Below are 17,572 nucleotides of genomic sequence, written 5' to 3' on the forward strand. Positions count from 1 at the left end.
GCCCGGTAGTGTGGTGAGACCGGGGGGCAGACGGTCGAATGCCCGCAAGGGTGCGAAGACTTACGCAGGAGGCGGCGATGGCTCAGGAGCAGACCAAGCGTGGCGGCGGAGGCGGCGATGACGACGACCTCTCCGGCAACTCGGGCGCCGGTCAAGAGCGCCGCGAAAAGCTGGCCGAGGAAACGGACGACCTGCTGGACGAAATCGATGACGTCCTTGAGGAGAACGCCGAGGACTTCGTGCGTGCATACGTGCAGAAGGGTGGACAGTGACCTGGCCGGATCGAGATAAGTCCGCCTTCCCGTCCGCTCTACCCGGCGCTTTCGCTGCGCCGTCGGCCATGTCGCATGGTGGCGTGAATCCGTCGTCGTTCTCGGATTTCCTGCGCCATCAGGCGCCCCATCTGTTGCCCGGCAGCGGCGGCGGTCTGGCACCGACAGATGCAGTCCCGCATGGCACTACGATCGTCGCGCTGAAGTTTCCCGGCGGGGTGGTGATGGCCGGCGACCGGCGTGCCACCCAGGGGCACATGATCGCCAGCCGCGACGTGCAGAAGGTGTACATCACCGATGACTACACCGTCACCGGCATCGCAGGCACCGCCGCAATCGCCGTCGAATTCGCTCGGCTGTATGCGGTGGAACTGGAGCACTACGAAAAGCTCGAAGGTGTCGCGCTGACGTTCGCCGGCAAGGTGAACCGGCTCGCGACGATGGTGCGCGGAAATCTGGGCGCCGCACTGCAGGGCTTCGTCGCGCTGCCACTGCTCGCCGGTTACGATCTCGACGATCCGAATCCCGAGGGGGCGGGCCGCATCGTGTCGTTCGACGCGGCGGGCGGTCACAACATGGAGGAAGAGGGATATCACTCGGTTGGTTCCGGCTCCATCTTCGCCAAGTCGTCGATGAAGAAGCTGTACTCGCAGGTCCGCGACGCGGATTCGGCGCTGCGGGTCGCGATCGAGTCGCTCTACGATGCCGCCGACGACGATTCCGCCACCGGCGGACCGGATCTGGTGCGGGGTATCTTCCCGACGGCGGTGGTGATCAATGCCGACGGCGCCATCGAGATCTCCGAGCAGCAGATCGCCGCGCTGTGCCGAGAGATCATCGAGAGTCGTTCGCAGGCAAATACATTCGGGCCGGAGGCCGAGCCCGTTCGAGGTGACGAGCTGTGAGCTTTCCGTATTTCATCTCGCCCGAGCAGGCGATGCGCGAGCGTTCGGAGCTTGCGCGTAAAGGGATTGCCCGCGGCCGTAGTGTGATCGCGCTGGCCTACGCCGACGGTGTGCTGTTCGTCGCGGAGAACCCGTCTCGGTCGCTGCAGAAGGTGAGCGAACTCTACGATCGTGTGGGCTTCGCCGCCGTCGGGCGGTTCAACGAGTTCAACAATCTGCGCAGCGGCGGAATCCGCTTTGCCGACACCCAGGGCTACGCGTATTCACGGCGCGATGTGACGGGCCGCCAGCTGGCCAACGTCTACGCCCAGACGCTGGGGACGATCTTCACCGAGCAGGCCAAGCCATACGAGGTGGAGCTGTGCGTGGCCGAGGTCGCGCACTACGGCGAGACGAAAGCGCCTGAGCTCTACCGGATCACCTATGACGGGTCGATCGCCGACGAGCCGCATTTCGTGGTCATGGGTGGCACGACTGAGCCGATCATCGCGGCGCTCAACGAGTCCTACACCGAGAACGCGAGCCTGGGTGACGCGGTGTCGATCGCGGTCGGTGCCCTGGGCGCCGGTGGCAACGGTGCAGAACCGCGGACACTGGGGCCGTCGACGCTCGAGGTTGCGATTCTGGACGCCAACCGGCGCCGCCGGGCGTTCCGCCGCATCACGGGGGCGGCGTTGGAGGCGCTGCTGCCCGCCCCGGCCGAGAAGCCGGCCGCGGAAGCAGCTGAAGCCGGCGACTCCAAGCCCGCCAAGTAACTCCATTACGCGCCGAGCGTGCGCGTAGGGCGAGAGATAGTCGATAGCTCCGCCCTGGATGCACTCTCGGTGGCGGATTCTCGGGGTGTAGTGCACCCCGCACACTCACAGGAACGCTTTTGCGTGTCCATCTTGCGTCCAGTCCCGCCAGGGTGGATGATTTTGTTGCGTATAACGCATCGCGTTGCGCAAAGCGCAACTCAACACATCAAAATCTTCCTTCCCAAACGAAAGCGGTCGAGGCATGCCAAAAGTCGTCGTGATCGGTGCCGGAATCGTCGGCACCTCGCTCGCCGACGAACTGACCGCGCGGGGGTGGACCGACGTCACCGTCGTCGACCGCGGGCCACTGTTCGCCACCGGAGGCTCTACCTCCCATGCGCCGGGCCTGGTGTTCCAAACCAACCCGTCCAAGACCATGACCGCCTTCGCCAAATACACGGTGGAGAAGTTCAACGCCCTCGATCACCCCGACGGCTGGGCGTTCAATCCCGTGGGCGGACTTGAGGTCGCCACCACCCCTGAGCGTTTGGCTGACCTGCATCGCAAAGCCGGCTGGGCACAGTCCTGGGGCATCGAAGGTCATCTCCTCACCCCCGCCGAGTGCGTGCGTCTGCACCCTCTCATCGATCCCGGTCGCATCCTCGGCGGCTTCCACACCCCCGCCGACGGCCTGGCGAAGGCGTTGCGCGCCGCGGAGGCCCAGGCCCGCCGCGCCGAGGCGAGGGGTGCCACGCTTCGTCCGCACACCGAAGTGCTCGGAATCCTCGACAACGGTCACCGAGTCACCGGCGTGCGGACCGCCGACGGCGTCATCGACGCCGACGTCGTGGTGTGCGCCGCCGGCTTCTGGGGCGCGCAGTTCGCCAAAGAGGTCGGGCTCGTCCTGCCGCTGGTCCCCATGGCACACCAATACGCGCGCACCGGGCAGATCCCCGACCTCGTCGGCCGCAACACTGAGCTCACCGAGGCGGGCCTGCCGATCCTGCGGCATCAGGACCAGGACCTCTACTTCCGTGAGCACGTCGATCGCCTTGGAATAGGGTCCTACAGCCACAAGCCCATGCCTGTGGACATGACGACGCTGCTCGCCGACACGGCCGGTGAGCCGATGCCGTCGATGATGCCCTTCACCGAAGAGGACTTCGCTCCCGCCTGGCAGGCAGCTGCCGAACTGCTTCCCGCACTGGGGGATTCGAAGGTCGAAGAGGCCTTCAACGGCATCTTCTCGTTCACTCCCGACGGGTTTTCGATTATGGGTGAGCACCGCGAATTGCCCGGATTTTGGGTGGCCGAAGCGGTGTGGGTCACCCACTCGGCAGGGGTCGCCCGGGCCACTGCCGAATGGATCGTGGACGGTGCGCCGTCCGTCGACACCCACGAATGCGACCTCTACCGATTCGAGGACATCGCCCGCAGTCCCGAGTTCGTGATGCAGACCAGCTCGCAGGCGTTCGTCGAGGTCTACGACGTCGTCCATCCCCACCAATACCGCACCGCCCTGCGCGGGCTGCGCACGAGCCCGTTCCATGGCCGCCAGGCCGCACTCGGTGCGTACTTCTACGAGGGTGGCGGCTGGGAACGCCCAGCCTGGTACGAGTCCAATGCGGCTCTGGCGCAACGGCTTTTCGAGGACGGGCTTGCTGTTCCCGACCGAGACGAATGGGCGTCGAGGTTCTGGTCGCCGATCTCCATCGCTGAAGCGCACTGGACCCGCGCGCACGTCGCAATGTTCGACATGACCCCGCTGACCCGGTATGAGGTGTCGGGCCCCGGTGCCGCGGCGTTCCTGCAGCAGATGACGACCAACAACGTGGACAAGAGCGTCGGGTCGGTCACCTACACGCTGCTGCTCGACGAAACCGGCGGCATTCGCAGTGATCTCACTGTCGCACGCCTTGCTCCCGACACGTTCCAGGTCGGCGCGAACTCCCCGATGGACTTCGACTGGCTTTCGCGGCGCAGGCCCGCCGACGTCATGCTGCGCGACATCACCGGCGGAACGTGCTGCCTGGGCGTATGGGGCCCCGACGCTCGTGACGTCATCGCGCCGCTGTGTCCGGATGACGTCAGCAACGACGGTTTCAAGTATTTCCGCGCGATGCACACCTATCTCGGTGCCATCCCGGTCACGATGATGCGGGTCTCCTACGTCGGCGAACTCGGTTGGGAGATCTACGCAAGCGCCGAATACGGTTGTGCACTCTGGGATCTCATTGCAGAAGCGGGCGGACCGTTCGGCATCGTCCCAGCCGGCCGCATAGCTTTCAACAGCCTGCGCATCGAAAAAGGCTATCGCAGCTGGGGGACCGATATGACCGCCGAACACCGGCCCGCCGCGGCGGGTCTCGATTTCGCGGTGCGCATGTCCAAGGACACGGATTTCGTGGGCAAAGCGGCCCTGCAGCAGGCTCCCGAGCCCGACAAAGTGCTGCGCAGCATCGTGTTCGACGATCCCGCCGCGGTGGTGCTCGGCAAGGAGCCGGTGTCGGTCGCCGGTCGCTGCGTCGGGTACGTCACGAGCGCAGGCTTTTCCACAACCATCGGGCGCACCATCGCGTACGCGTGGCTGCCCGCAACGGTGATCGTCGGCGACGTGGTCACGGTCGCCTACCGCGGTGCGACATACCGCGCCGTCGTGCACGCCGAGCCCGTCGTGGACCCCGAGATGTCGCGGATCAAGAGGTAGTGGTGTGACTTCGCAGACCTTCGACGTCATTGTCATCGGGTTGGGTGGCATGGGTAGCGCTGCGGCCTACCACCTCGCCGCACGCGGGCAGCGCGTGCTGGGGCTGGAGAAGTTCACTCCCGCTCACGACAAGGGATCCAGCCACGGCGGTTCCCGCATCATCCGGCAGTCCTACTTCGAGGATCCGGCCTACGTGCCGCTGCTGCTGCGCGCCTACGAACTGTGGGACGAACTCGCCAGGGACAGCGGACGCGACGTGTACCGCATGACGGGCGGGCTGTTCATCGGGCCCCCGGATTGCCTGACGGTCGCCGGCAGCCTGCGAGCCAGCCAGGAGTGGGACCTGCCGCACGACCTCCTCGACGAGAACGAGATCCGGCAGCGGTTCCCCAACTTCACCCCGCAACCCGGCGACATTGCGCTCTTCGAGGCCAAAGCCGGATTCGCGCGCCCCGAGCTCACTGTCCAAGCCCATCTGGACCTCGCTGAAAAGGCCGGGGCCACATTGCGCTTCGGTGAGGAAGTCCTCGAGTGGTCCGAGACGGCCCGCGGTGTCACCGTCCGGACTGTCGCGGGCACGTACACGGCAGGACAGGTGGTGATCTGCCCCGGGGCGTGGGCGCCGCAGCTGCTGGCCGACTTCGGAATCCCCATCACCGTCGAACGCCAGGTGCTGTATTGGCTCGATCCGGTCGGGGGCGTCGAACCGTTCGTCGATCACCCGATCTTCATCGACGAGGACGCCTCCGGCATGCAGATCTACGGCTTCCCCGCGATCGACGGACCCCGCGGCGGCGTCAAGGTCGCGTTCTTCCGCAAGGGCATCGAGTGCACACCGGACACGATAGACCGGACCGTGCACGACCGTGAGGTGCGCGAAATGCGCGACCGCGCAGCGCAATTGCTGCCCGCCCTGGACGGGCCGTGTGTCCACTCGGCGACCTGCATGTACTCCAATACCCCGGACCAACACTTCGTGATTGCTCGCCACCCCGACACCGAGAACGTCACGGTGGCATGCGGATTCTCCGGGCACGGCTTCAAATTCGTTCCCGTGGTGGGGGAGATCCTCGCCGATCTCGCCACCACTGGTGCAACGACGCACCCGATCTCGCTGTTCGACCCCCGCAGATTGGTGACGGCTCTATGACTGCCTTTCCTCCGCCCGCCCTGCTGCCCACCCTGGCCGGCAGGTACTACACCAGCGCCGAGGTCTTCGCCTCGGAGCAGGAGCACATCTTCGAGAACACCTGGTTCTGCGCGGTGCGCTCCTCGGACCTCGCGCTACCGGGGAAGTTCAAAAAAGTGCAGGTCGGACGAGAGAGCGTGCTGCTGATCCGCGGCCGCGACGGCCTTCTGCGCGCCTTCCTCAACGTGTGCAGGCATCGCGGTGCCCAACTCTGCGTGGAGTCTGAGGGCGAGGTCAAGCGGACCCTGCGCTGCCCGTACCACTCCTGGACCTACGCACTCGACGGCAAACTCATGGCAGCGCCGAACATCGGGACTCTGACCGACGACGAGGGAGCACCGATCGACCGGTATCGCTACGGACTGGTGCCCGTGGCGCTGACCGAGTGGCTCGGATACGCATGGGTGTGTCTGTCCGACACCCCGCCGCCGTTCGAGGACGTGCTCGCCGAGACGACCAGGACGCTCGGCGATTCCGATGCCATCAATCGTTACGGTATCGGCGGCCTCGACGTGGGGCACCGCGTGGTCTACGACGTCGCGGCGAACTGGAAGCTGATCGTGGAGAACTTCATGGAGTGCTACCACTGCAGCTCGATCCATCCCGAACTCGTCGGCGTCCTGCCCGAGTTCGCGCGGGGCCTGGCCGCCCAGGCCAACGTCGGACTCGGTGCCGAATTCGGCCCTGAAGTCGCGGGATTCACCGTCGACGGAGGTCAGGGCTTCGAGCGGCTGCCCGGAATCACCGATGATCAGGACCGCCGCTACTACGCGATCACCGTGAAGGCGAACGTCTTCATCAACCTGGTACCCGACCATGTGATCTTCCACCGGATGTATCCGGTCGCCGCGGATCGCACGGTGGTGGAATGCGATTGGCTTTACACCGGTGAGGTGGTCGGCTCCGATCGGGATGTTTCCCGCTCTGTCGAGCTGTTCCACCGGGTCAACGTCCAGGATTTCGACGCCTGCGAGCGCACCCAGCCGGCGATGTCGTCGCGCGCCTACCGCAACGGCGGAGTGCTCGTTCCGGCCGAACACCACATCGCGGAGTTCCATCACTGGGTAATGTCCCGACTGGCTGCTGCTCCGGTGTAGACGGCAAGGGGGTCGACAGGGCCATGGACGGTGAACCCGATCTCTGGATCGGCGGCTCGTGGCGTCACGCCTCCGATGGAGGCACCCGCTACATCATCAATCCCGCTGACGGCGGCGTCGCGGCGGTCGTCGACGAAGCCACTCCGGACGATGCGCTGGCGGCCGTGGCCGCGGCCAGAACAGCCTTCGACGACGGAGCCTGGCGCGCCACGCCCGTCACGGAACGCGCTGCCCTGCTTGATCGCGTCGCAGACCTCCTGCAACGCGACAAGGAATCCCTGGCTCGCCTCGAGACCACCGACACCGGCAAGACGCTGGCGGAAAGCCGCATCGACATCGACGACGTAACATCGGTTTTCCGGTACTACGCCAAACTCGTCGGCGCGGAAGCCGATCGCGTTGTCGATGTGGGCGACGCCGCCGTCATCAGCCGCGTCGTGCGTGAACCGATCGGCGTGTGCGTGTTGATCGCGCCGTGGAACTATCCGCTGCTCCAGATGTCCTGGAAGGTGGCTCCGGCGCTGGCAGCCGGCTGCACGATGGTCGCCAAACCGAGCGAGGTCACACCGCTGTCCACCATCGCGTTCGCGCACCTCCTGGAGGAGGCCGGCGTGCCGCCAGGGGTGGTGAATCTGGTGCAGGGCAGCGGCGCCACCCTCGGGGCCGCGTTGACGGATGATCCGGACGTCGATTTCATCTCGTTCACCGGTGGTCTGGCCACCGGGCGCACCATCGCGAAGACCGCCGCCACCCATGTCACCAAAGTGGCTTTGGAACTCGGTGGTAAGAATCCGCACATCGTGTTCGCCGACATCGGGGGGCCAGGGGACAGAGATTCAGGCTGGGACGCCGCTGTCGACCACGTGCTGACCGGGGTCTTCCTGCATTCGGGACAGGTGTGCTCGGCGGGCACCCGGTTGATCGTCGAGGAGTCCATCGCCGACGATTTCGTCGCCGCGGTCGCCGCGCGGGCGGAGAAGATCACGATGGGCGACGGTATGGACGCGGCCAGCGAAACCGGACCATTGGTGTCAGAACAACACCGCGACAAGGTGGAAAGCTATGTGCGGCTGGGCATCTCAGAGGGTGCCCGGCTGGTCACCGGCGGTGCGCGGCCGGACGACCCGGCGATGGCCGATGGTTACTTCTACCTGCCCACAATCTTCGACCACTGCGACCGGTCGATGCGTATCGTCACCGAGGAGACCTTCGGTCCGATCCTGACGGTCGAGCGGTTCACGACCGAAGCCGAGGCCATCGCCCTCGGCAACGACACGGAATACGGTCTCGCGGCCGGCGTCCGGACATCGGATACAGCGCGAGGCGAACGTGTGGTGCGGGCGTTGCGGCACGGCACGGTATGGCTCAACGATTTCGGCTACTACACCGCTGCTGCGGAGTGGGGCGGTTTCGGGAAGTCGGGTAACGGACGTGAACTCGGCCCGACCGGGCTCGCGGAATATCAAGAGATCAAACACATCTGGCACAACACCGCTCCCGGTGCCGCGGGCTGGTTCAAGGGATAGGACAGCATATGGTGATCAAGCAGCCTTCCGGGGCGAGCGGAGCGACGGGAAAGAGCCACGCTGACAGCGGCATGGAGGACTTTGGATACAAAGAGTCACTCGACCGCAGCATCGGCAAGTTCGCCAGTTTCGCCGCAGGGGTCAGCTACATCTCCATCCTCACGGGCACGTTTCAGCTGTTCTACTTCGGGTTCGGCACGGCCGGGCCCGCCTATCTGTGGTCGTGGCCCATCGTTTTCGTCGGCCAGATGGCAGTCGCACTGTGCTTCATGGAACTGGCTGCCAAGTACCCGGTCGCCGGGTCCGTCTACAACTGGAGCAAGAAGCTCGCCAGCAGGCTCGTCGGGTGGACTTCGGGGTGGCTCATGCTCACCGCGTCCATCGTGACGATCTCGGCGGTGGCACTGGCCTACCAACTCAACCTGCCGCGGCTGTGGAGCGGTTTCCAGATCATCGGCGACGGCTCCGGCACCTACGACTATGCCGCAAACGCGGTGCTCCTCGGCTCCATACTGATCGCCTTCACCACGATCGTTAACGCGCTCGGGGTTCGACTGATGGCCATGATCAACTCGAGCGGAGTGTTCATCGAACTGATTGCCGCCGTGCTGATCGTCATCCTGCTGGCCGTCAACGTGGAACGGGGACCGCAGGTCTTCTTCTCCACCAACGGTTACGGCGCCGGGGAGAGCATGGGCTTCCTCGGCGCGTTTCTCATCGCGTCGCTGGCGTCGGGCTACGTCATGTACGGATTCGATACGGCGAGCTCGCTGGGTGAGGAGACGGTCGAACCGCGCCGCACCGCGCCGGAGGCGATCGCCCGCGCGATCCTGGCGTCCTTCGTGATCGGCGGCGGCATCCTGGTGTTCGCGGTGATGGCCGCGCCGAACCTGGAGGATCCGCAGCTCGGTGAAAGCAGCGGCGGCCTGCAGTACATCGTCGAGCAGGTGATGTGGGGACCGCTGGGCAAGATCTTCCTGGTCTGCATCGTCATTGCGGTTACGGTGTGCTGCCTGGCTGTACACACCGCCGCGATCCGGCTGAGTTTCGCGATGGCCCGCGACAACGCGTTGCCGTTCGGCGAGAAGCTGGCGACGGTGAACCCGAAGACGCAGACGCCGATCATCCCTGCCGTCACGATCGGCATTCTGGCCCTGCTGATCCTGGTCATCAATATCGCGAACATCCAGATCTTCACGGTGCTGACCTCGATCGCCATCATCATGATCTACCTGGCCTATCTGATGGTGACGGGCCCGCTTCTGAAGAAGCGGCTTCAAGGGCAGTGGCCGCCGAAGGATCTCGCCGAGGGTGGTTACTTCACGATGGGAAGGTGGGGGCTTGCGGTCAACATCGTCGCGGTCGTGTGGGGTGTCGGAATGGCGATAAACCTCGCATGGCCGCGGGTGGCCGTGTACGGCGAGCCCTGGTACTTCACCTGGGGTGCGTTCCTCTACATCGGCATCATACTGGGCGCGGGCCTGCTGTGGTACTCGCTCAAGGGCCGCAACCACATCGGTACCCTGAAATCGCATGCCGCCGAGACTGTTTCGGATACTGATGGCTGACAGCACTTTTGACTACATCGTCGCCGGGGGCGGCACCGCAGGCTGCGTGCTGGCCGCCCGGCTGTCCGAGGACCCCGGCGTCACGGTCTGTCTGATCGAGGCGGGACCGTCGGACGTCGGAGACGACGCGATCCTGGTGCTGTCGGAGTGGATGCATCTGCTCGACTCCGGCTACGACTGGGATTATCCGGTCGAGCCTCAGGAACGCGGCAATTCGTTCATGCGGCACGCGCGGGCCAAGGTCCTGGGGGGTTGTTCGTCGCATAACTCGTGCATCGCGTTTCACCCGCCCGCCGAGGCGCTCGACGAGTGGGTCGGGATAGGCGCCACCGGGTGGGGTGCAGACGAGGTGCTACCCCTGGTCCGGCGCCTGACCGAAACGGTGCTGCTGCGGGATGTGCCCCCCGAAGACCCCTGCGGCGTCGCGGTTCTCGAATCCGCCGCGCTGGCGGGTCTGCCGACGGTGGCGTTCAACCGTGGTGAGACCGTGCGCAACGGGGCCGGCTGGTTCCAGATCAACGGCGGCGAGGACGGTATCCGCAACTCGACGTCGAAAGCGTTCCTGCATCCGATCCTGGGCACCCGCAAGAACCTCGAAGTTCGCACCGACTCCTGGATTTCGGAGATCCTGTTCGACGAGTCGAAGCGAGCTACCGGGGTCCGCTATCAGCGACCCGACCTCACCGGCTACGACACGGTGTCCGCGCGCCGGGAGGTGATCGTCACCGCAGGGGCGATCGACACCCCGAAGTTGTTGATGCTTTCGGGGATCGGGCCCACCGCCCACTTGCGGGAGATCGGCATCGACGTGCGCGTCGACTCGCCGGGTGTCGGGGCGAACCTCGACGACCATGTCGAGGGGTTGGTGTTCTGGGAAGCCGCGCAGCCGATGGTGACGACCTCGACGCAGTGGTGGGAGATCGGTCTGTTCACGACCATCGACGAGGGCCTCACACAGCCTGATCTGATGATGCACTACGGCAGCGTGCCGTTCGACATGAACACGCTGCGCCATGGATATCCCACGACCGACAACGGATTCTGCCTGACGCCCAACGTAACTCAAGGTCGGTCGCGTGGGACGGTGCGCTTGCGGTCCCGTGATTTCCGTGATCGCGCCAGGGTCGACCCGCGCTACTTCACCGACCCCGAAGGCTACGACGACCGGATCATGCTCGCCGGCGTCAAGCTGGCCCGCACGATTGCCGCACAACAACCGCTGGCCCCGTGGATCTCTCGCGAGCTGGCGCCCGGACCCGACGCCACCACCGACGACGAACTGCTCGACTACATCCATCGCTGCCACAACACCGTCTACCACCCCGCAGCGACCGCCCGGATGGGATCAGTGTCGGATCCGATGGCGGTGCTGGATCCGCAACTGCGGGTCAAGGGTGTCACGGGGCTTCGGGTCGTGGACGCGTCGGCGATGCCGAAGCTGCCGTCGGTCAACCCGAACATCACCGTGATGACCATGGCGGAGAAGTGTGCCGACCTCATCAGAGAAGCCTGACCGCCGGAGTCTTCCGGAGTTCCTGGCCGAGCACACGCCGTTCCAGGGCTCGACGGAGACCGAGCTCGCCGAACTCGCCGCCGGGGCGTTGATCGAGGAGTTCGCGACCGGCGCCGTCGTCGCCGACTATTCGTCGCGCGTGCCCGACGAGGTGTGGATGGTCTGCGACGGCGCAGTGGCACTGCGATCCAGTGGTGACGGCGCCCTCATCGACGTCGTCACCCGAGGCGGGATCTTCGGCTACACGCCGCTGCTGACGGGCGCAGGCATGGACTTCGAAGCCCGTGCCACAAGCGCGAGCACCCTCATCAAGCTGCCCGGGCCGCTGGTTCGCGCACAGTTCGCCAAGCCGGCGGGCTTGGCCTTCCTCGCATCGTCCGGCTGGCCCCGGGCTGCCGAGCGGCCGACGATCGCACCTGCGACCGACAGCAGACCGGTCGCCGAACTCGTCCGCGGAAAGGTACTGGTCGTCGCGCCGACCGACACGGTCCGCGACGTCGTCGTCCGCATGACCGAAAACCGCGTGTCGTATGCGCTGATCCGGCTGCGGGACGGGAATCTGGGCATCTTCACCGATCGCGACCTGCGGACCCGGGTCGTCGCAGCCGGGCTGTCGGTCGATGTGGCCATCGAGACGGTGATGAGCGCGCCCGTCCGCACCGTCACGACGGATCTGTCCGCCGACAGTGTCCTGATGGAAATGCTCGAGTGCGGGCTGCGGCACATGCCGGTTCTGACGCCGCGCGGTGAAGTCGTGGGAGTGCTCGAAGACGCCGATCTGTTGGCGGCTTCGGCACGGCAGAGCTTCATGCTGCGACGCGCGATCGCCGACGCCGCCGATTCGGCGCAGCTGCAGCACGTGGGGCAGCGCGTCACCGGTACCGCTGTCGACCTCTTCCGCAACGGCACCAAGGCCGCTGCGACGAGTGCCATCCTTTCGGTCGTCATCGACAGCCTGGTTCGCCGTGCGTTGGAAATCGTTCTCGCCCAGACAGATACCGGGGACGTCGATGGTTTCGCATGGCTGACGCTCGGCAGTGTTGCGCGCCGAGAGGCGATGCCGTCCTCCGACGTCGACAGCGCGTTGTCGTTTCGCGACGACCTCGCGGTCCGCGCACCGCAGCTGCGGGCGATCGCCTCGCAGGTGCACGACCTGCTCGAGGCGTGCGGTCTGCCCCACGATCGCAACGGCGCGACCGCGGCATCGACGAGATTTGCACGGACACAGTCCGATTGGCGCGACGCCGCCCAGGCCTGGCTGGATGACCCGCTGCAGAACCAGGGCCTGATCATGTCCTCGTTGTTGATCGACGCGCGCGTGGTCTGGGGTGACCCGTCACTGCATACCGTGCCCGCGGCATTTCACCGGATCCGCGAGGAACATCCGAACGCGTTGCGGCTGCAGCTGCTCGAGGTGCTGTCAGGCAAGGTGCGGACCCGTTCGCTGCGCGACGTGCTCTCGCGGCGCGGCGGCACCTTCGATCTGAAGAACCACGCGGTGACCCCGATCGTGAACCTGGCCCGCTGGGGCGGCCTGAACGCAGGCGTCACGTCGGCGGCCACTCCGACCCGACTCGAGGCCGCGGCGCAATCGGGTGTGCTGAGCGACGCCGACGCGCGCACGCTCTGCGATGTGTACACGATGGTGCAACGACTTCGGATGACCCATCAGGTCGAACAGCTCGCCGCCGGCCACACCCCGAACGACATCATCACCATGTCGGAACTCTCACCGCTCAACCGCAGCCTGCTCGGTGACGGGTTGCGAGAGATCGCAGCGGTGCGCCGACGCGTCGGCAACCTCGGCCGCACGGGCCTATAGGCTGGTTGTGCAATGGTCAAGGACGACAGCACATCAGCCGGGGATCCTCCTGCCGCCGTGCAGTCCGTGGACCGCGCACTGACAGTTCTGGAGATCGTCGCTTCGCTGGGGCAGGCCGGCGTCACCGAGATCGCCGCCGAGCTCGGCGTCCACAAGTCGACGGTGTCGCGGCTGATTGCGGTGCTGGAGGCTCGCGGATATGTCGAGCGGATCTCCGAACGCGGCAAGTACCGTCTCGGGTTCGCGATTCCGCGGTTGGCGCATGTGGCGGGCGGTCAGAGCGACCTGGTGAAGCTGGGCCAGGTGGCCTGCGACATGCTCAGCGTCGACGTGGGGGAGACGGCCAACCTCGCCGTGCTCGACCAGGACCGCATCGTCAACATCGTCGAATCGATCGGTCCGGCGGAGATCACGCTGCGCACCTGGGTCGGGCAGAGCTGCCCGGCATACGCCACCTCCAGTGGCAAAGTGCTTCTGGCCGGCCTCGATCCCAATGACGTGCGTGCCCGGGTTCCGGTGCCCATCACCCTGTTCACCGAGTCCACCGTTGGCAGCGTCGCCGACCTGCAGGACGAGCTGTCGGTGGTGCGGGAGCGCGGATGGGCCAGCGTGAGCGAGGAACTCGAAGTGGGCCTCAACGCGGTCGCCGCACCCGTTCACGGTGCGCACGCGCAAGTCGTTGCCGCGCTCAGTGTTTCAGGACCCTCGTACCGGCTGGCGCCGGAACGGTTCGAAGAGGTCGCCAAGCAGACGATCGCGGCCGCCGACGAGATCAGCCACCGGCTGGGCTGGACCGCGCGAGAATAGGGCTCGATTGATGCCGAGGGCGCGTGCAGAGCGTCAAACGGGCAGATCTCACGACCTCAGCGCACTGTCGGCGCGTCCACCATCGCGCGGCCCACGCTCTGCGAATCTCCTGCGATGACCGCCAGGATCGTCCGCCACGAATCCGAGGGCCGATTGAGCATTCCACTGTGCGCATCCCATCCGGCGACCGGTCCGCCGTCGTCGTAATCGCCTGCTGCCAAACGGATCACCGTCGGCATCTCGTCGGGGTCGCTACCGTGGGGCCCACCGGGGATGCCTTGCACCAGCTCGATGAAATCTCCCGGCGCGGTCATCGAGAAGCGCTCGACGTGAGGGTTCCTGTTGTGCCAGTCGCCCGGGTCGTCCACCCCGACCCCGGCACCGGCGGCCGCCAGGAACAGGGTGCGGTCCGAGGTCAGCCCCATCGTCTCGGCCGTCCCGACGATCGAGCCGCCGTAGGAGTGCCCGATCACCGTCACGGGAACCCCGTCGCCCACCCGACGGTCGACATCCTCGCTGAACGCCACCAGACGCGGCGCCATGTCCAGTGCGAAGCGGGTGTCCGCGGACTGCAGGACCGAGATGGGGTCGCGCACCTGCGGGAACGGCCCGCCCAGATAGGTGATCACGGCGATCTCCCCGCGCGTCGCCGACACGAAGCGCCGGGCGGTCGCGGTGTTGGAGGAGGAGCCCTCGATGGTGGTGTTCACGCCGGGCACCAGCACCGCGACACCCCGCGCGGTCGCGAGGTCTCCGTTCAGCTCGACCAGCGAAGCGCGGCCCGTATCGAACGCGATGATTTTGCGTGAGATGCGTTGTCCGCTCGCGGGATCGTCGATCTCTCCGAGGAGGCTGCGGTAGAACTCGATTCGCCTGCGAGACAGCGAGTCGGCACCCGTCTCGGCAAGGATGGCCGACGCGATGTTGAGGCGATTCGCGGCAATCCGCATATCCCAGGGCACGCCATCGGTGTTGCCGACCTGCTGCGGGAAATCCGCGATCAAGCGGTTGCGTTGCACGAGGCTCATGGCCGCGATCTGCGTGGCAATCCGGTCCTGGCTCATGGCGGGCCACGCATCCACCACGTCGACCGCCTGGACGGGCCAGGCTCCGGCGGGCACCGTGGCCGCGGGCCTGTCCGGTGTCTCGGTGTCTGACAGCGCCGACGTGATGTCGTGCGCCGCATCGACGTCTGCCGCCTCAAGCTTGCTGAGGGCGTCACGGATGCGGGCGCTCAATTCCACGGCCCGCAGTTCGAGCATGTCCTCTGCCACCGCGTCCTGGCCGCCGGCGAGTAGCACGAGCAGGGGTTCCGGTTCTGCCACGACGGTCACCGAGCCGTCGTCGGCGACGTCGAATCCGCTCGTGCGCGCTTCGTCCACCTCGGTGAGGAGCGCGCTACGAGCCGCAGCGATCTGCTCGGCACCGTCGTGGGCTGCCACCGAGGCAGACACCATCCTGCGCGCCACCTCGACGGCGTCGGCGCCGATGAGGCGGGCCCGTTCGCGTGCGGCGTCGGCAGCGGTGCCGATCCAGTGGTCCTGGCTTCGGTCCGATGCTGCGATGGCGTCGTCGACGCGATCGCGTAACCGACGGGCAGCGTCGTCGAGTTCCCGTGCCAGAGTCGAGAGCGTCTCGGGTCGCCAGCGTCGAACCACGGAGACGGTCAGCGAGCTCATCGGGATCCGAACCGTTCCCCGTTGACGGCATCGGCGTGCTGAAAGGCCTCCGCTGACGCGCGCGCCGCCGTGGCCCAGCCGTTGAGGTCCGCGGTGAGGCCGTCGACCAGATCGGTGATCAGTTCGGCGGTGTTCGTGGCCTCGACCGACGAGCCGGGAAGCGCGTCGGTGTCGAGCACCGGCCACGGCATGCCCGCCACGTCGGCCGCGGTGCCCCAGAAGCTGTCCGCCACGGCCCGCAGACGGCCGAGATCCACATGCGCGATTTCCCCCATGGCTCATGCTGACAGCCGCGCGCGGTGCCCGGCCGAGTTATCCACAGGCGCCGGAGCGGGTGTCTGCCCGTCCTGTGAGCCTGACAACTTGTAGTCTCGATGAGGTGCAGCGACGAATCATGGGCATCGAGACAGAATTCGGTGTCACCTGCACGTTCCACGGCCACCGCCGGCTCAGCCCCGACGAGGTTGCCCGCTATCTGTTCCGCCGGGTGGTGTCGTGGGGACGTAGCAGCAACGTCTTTCTCCGTAACGGTGCGCGCCTGTATCTGGACGTGGGTAGCCACCCCGAGTACGCGACCGCCGAATGTGACAACCTGACGCAGTTGGTCACCCATGACCGCGCAGGTGAGCGGGTCCTTGAGGATCTGCTGATCGACGCCGAACAGCGGCTGGCCGACGAGGGTATCGGCGGCGACATCTACCTGTTCAAGAACAACACCGACTCGGCCGGCAACTCGTACGGCTGCCACGAGAACTACCTGATCGTGCGCGCGGGCGAGTTCTCCCGGATCTCTGACGTGCTGCTGCCGTTCCTGGTCACGCGCCAGCTGATCTGCGGCGCGGGCAAGGTGCTGCAGACCCCTAAGGCGGCGACGTACTGCCTGTCGCAGCGCGCCGAGCACATCTGGGAAGGCGTCTCCAGCGCGACGACGCGCAGCAGGCCGATCATCAACACCCGCGACGAACCGCACGCCGACGCCGAGAAGTACCGCCGACTGCACGTCATCGTCGGGGACTCCAACATGAGCGAATCGACCACGATGCTCAAGGTCGGCTCGGCATCACTGGTACTCGAGATGATCGAGGCCGGTGTGGCATTCCGGGACTTCTCCCTCGACAACCCGATCCGCGCGATCCGTGAGGTCAGCCATGACCTCACCGGTCGGCGGCCGGTGCGCCTGGCCGGCGGAAGGCAGGCCAGCGCACTCGACATTCAGCGCGAGTACTACGCCCGTGCGGTCGAATACCTGCAGACCCGTGAGCCCAACACCAACATCGAACAGGTCGTCGACCTGTGGGGCCGCCAGCTCGACGCCGTCGAGAGCCAGGACTTCGCCAAGGTCGACACCGAGATCGACTGGGTGATCAAACGCAAGCTGTTCCAGCGCTACCAGGACCGCTACAACATGGAGCTGTCCGATCCGAAAATCAGCCAGCTCGACCTCGCCTACCACGACATCAAGCGTGGCCGCGGCGTGTTCGACCTGCTGCAGCGCAAGGGCTTGGCCGCGCGGATCACCACCGACGAGGAGATCGAGGCCGCGGTCAACACCCCACCGCAGACCACGCGGGCCAAGTTGCGCGGCGAGTTCATCACCGCAGCGCAGGAAGCCGGCCGCGACTTCACCGTCGACTGGGTGCACCTGAAGCTCAACGATCAGGCGCAGCGCACCGTGCTGTGCAAGGACCCGTTCCGCTCGGTGGACGAGAGGGTCAAGCGGCTCATCGCGTCTATGTAGACAGAGCTTCTA

General features: G+C 66.2%; 14 protein-coding genes. 12 read left to right on the top strand and 2 right to left on the bottom strand.

Going from position 1 to position 17,572, the window contains the following annotated elements:
- Window positions 1-77 precede the first annotated feature (77 nt).
- From AWC12_RS04485 to AWC12_RS04535, 11 genes are all read left to right on the top strand, one after another.
- On the top strand, window positions 78-272 hold the full coding sequence (locus tag AWC12_RS04485) for a ubiquitin-like protein Pup (protein WP_024445800.1): 195 nt from the start codon (window positions 78-80) through the stop codon (window positions 270-272).
- Window positions 269-1,177 (top strand): proteasome subunit beta, encoded by a 909-nt coding sequence (gene prcB, locus AWC12_RS04490; RefSeq protein ID WP_085172586.1) that lies wholly within the window; start codon window positions 269-271, stop codon window positions 1,175-1,177. Before AWC12_RS04485 ends, prcB begins: the two co-directional genes overlap by 4 nt.
- A complete protein-coding gene (gene prcA / locus AWC12_RS04495) occupies window positions 1,174-1,932 on the top strand; it encodes a proteasome subunit alpha (RefSeq protein ID WP_085172588.1) in 759 nt (252 codons plus the stop codon). The genes prcB and prcA overlap by 4 nt, the downstream gene beginning before the upstream one ends.
- Before the next feature lie 244 nt (window positions 1,933-2,176).
- On the top strand, window positions 2,177-4,621 hold the full coding sequence (locus AWC12_RS04500; protein ID WP_085172590.1) for a GcvT family protein: 2,445 nt from the start codon (window positions 2,177-2,179) through the stop codon (window positions 4,619-4,621).
- Window positions 4,622-4,670: 49 nt separating this feature from the next.
- Window positions 4,671-5,771 (top strand): N-methyl-L-tryptophan oxidase, encoded by a 1,101-nt coding sequence (gene solA / locus AWC12_RS04505; RefSeq protein ID WP_420087681.1) that lies wholly within the window; start codon window positions 4,671-4,673, stop codon window positions 5,769-5,771.
- A complete protein-coding gene (locus AWC12_RS04510; protein WP_085172593.1) occupies window positions 5,768-6,907 on the top strand; it encodes an aromatic ring-hydroxylating oxygenase subunit alpha in 1,140 nt (379 codons plus the stop codon). Before solA ends, AWC12_RS04510 begins: the two co-directional genes overlap by 4 nt.
- A 23-nt stretch (window positions 6,908-6,930) precedes the next feature.
- Entirely contained in the window at window positions 6,931-8,433 is a 1,503-nt protein-coding gene (locus AWC12_RS04515) for an aldehyde dehydrogenase family protein (RefSeq protein ID WP_085172595.1), read from the top strand.
- A gap of 8 nt (window positions 8,434-8,441) precedes the next feature.
- Window positions 8,442-10,001 carry an APC family permease gene (locus AWC12_RS04520; protein WP_024445807.1) on the top strand — a complete coding sequence of 520 codons (1,560 nt, stop codon included), beginning with the start codon at window positions 8,442-8,444 and terminating at the stop codon, window positions 9,999-10,001.
- On the top strand, window positions 9,994-11,514 hold the full coding sequence (locus AWC12_RS04525) for a GMC family oxidoreductase (protein WP_024445808.1): 1,521 nt from the start codon (window positions 9,994-9,996) through the stop codon (window positions 11,512-11,514). Before AWC12_RS04520 ends, AWC12_RS04525 begins: the two co-directional genes overlap by 8 nt.
- Window positions 11,489-13,336, top strand: a complete 1,848-nt coding sequence (locus AWC12_RS04530; RefSeq protein WP_024445809.1) for a putative nucleotidyltransferase substrate binding domain-containing protein — start codon at window positions 11,489-11,491, stop codon at window positions 13,334-13,336. Before AWC12_RS04525 ends, AWC12_RS04530 begins: the two co-directional genes overlap by 26 nt.
- A gap of 12 nt (window positions 13,337-13,348) precedes the next feature.
- Window positions 13,349-14,143 carry an IclR family transcriptional regulator gene (locus AWC12_RS04535; RefSeq protein WP_024445810.1) on the top strand — a complete coding sequence of 265 codons (795 nt, stop codon included), beginning with the start codon at window positions 13,349-13,351 and terminating at the stop codon, window positions 14,141-14,143.
- Window positions 14,144-14,199: 56 nt separating this feature from the next.
- Here the strand turns inward: AWC12_RS04535 and AWC12_RS04540 are convergent, their stop codons facing one another.
- Window positions 14,200-15,822 carry an alpha/beta hydrolase gene (locus tag AWC12_RS04540; RefSeq protein WP_085172597.1) on the bottom strand — a complete coding sequence of 541 codons (1,623 nt, stop codon included), beginning with the start codon at window positions 15,820-15,822 and terminating at the stop codon, window positions 14,200-14,202.
- Window positions 15,819-16,097, bottom strand: coding sequence for a DUF7162 family protein (locus AWC12_RS04545; RefSeq protein ID WP_024445812.1), 279 nt, complete (start codon window positions 16,095-16,097; stop codon window positions 15,819-15,821). The genes AWC12_RS04540 and AWC12_RS04545 overlap by 4 nt, the downstream gene beginning before the upstream one ends.
- Window positions 16,098-16,201: 104 nt before the next feature.
- Between AWC12_RS04545 and pafA the strand changes: the two genes are divergently transcribed.
- Entirely contained in the window at window positions 16,202-17,560 is a 1,359-nt protein-coding gene (gene pafA / locus AWC12_RS04550) for a Pup--protein ligase (protein WP_024445813.1), read from the top strand.
- The last annotated feature ends 12 nt before the right edge of the window (window positions 17,561-17,572 follow it).

It is taken from the genome of Mycolicibacterium iranicum (assembly GCF_002101705.1).
In the GTDB taxonomy this organism is placed as follows: domain Bacteria; phylum Actinomycetota; class Actinomycetes; order Mycobacteriales; family Mycobacteriaceae; genus Mycobacterium; species Mycobacterium iranicum.

Bases quoted from the DNA above. Each gene is read 5' to 3' on its own strand.
- AWC12_RS04535 (WP_024445810.1), top strand. From the start codon at position 13,349: ATGGTCAAGGACGACAGCACATCAGCCGGGGATCCTCCTGCCGCCGTG.
- AWC12_RS04500 (WP_085172590.1), top strand. From the start codon at position 2,177: ATGCCAAAAGTCGTCGTGATCGGTGCCGGAATCGTCGGCACCTCGCTC.
- AWC12_RS04520 (WP_024445807.1), top strand. From the start codon at position 8,442: ATGGTGATCAAGCAGCCTTCCGGGGCGAGCGGAGCGACGGGAAAGAGC.
- solA (WP_420087681.1), top strand. From the start codon at position 4,671: ATGGGTAGCGCTGCGGCCTACCACCTCGCCGCACGCGGGCAGCGCGTG.
- AWC12_RS04545 (WP_024445812.1), bottom strand. From the start codon at position 16,097: ATGGGGGAAATCGCGCATGTGGATCTCGGCCGTCTGCGGGCCGTGGCG.
- AWC12_RS04540 (WP_085172597.1), bottom strand. From the start codon at position 15,822: ATGAGCTCGCTGACCGTCTCCGTGGTTCGACGCTGGCGACCCGAGACG.
- AWC12_RS04515 (WP_085172595.1), top strand. From the start codon at position 6,931: ATGGACGGTGAACCCGATCTCTGGATCGGCGGCTCGTGGCGTCACGCC.
- AWC12_RS04510 (WP_085172593.1), top strand. From the start codon at position 5,768: ATGACTGCCTTTCCTCCGCCCGCCCTGCTGCCCACCCTGGCCGGCAGG.
- AWC12_RS04485 (WP_024445800.1), top strand. From the start codon at position 78: ATGGCTCAGGAGCAGACCAAGCGTGGCGGCGGAGGCGGCGATGACGAC.
- AWC12_RS04525 (WP_024445808.1), top strand. From the start codon at position 9,994: ATGGCTGACAGCACTTTTGACTACATCGTCGCCGGGGGCGGCACCGCA.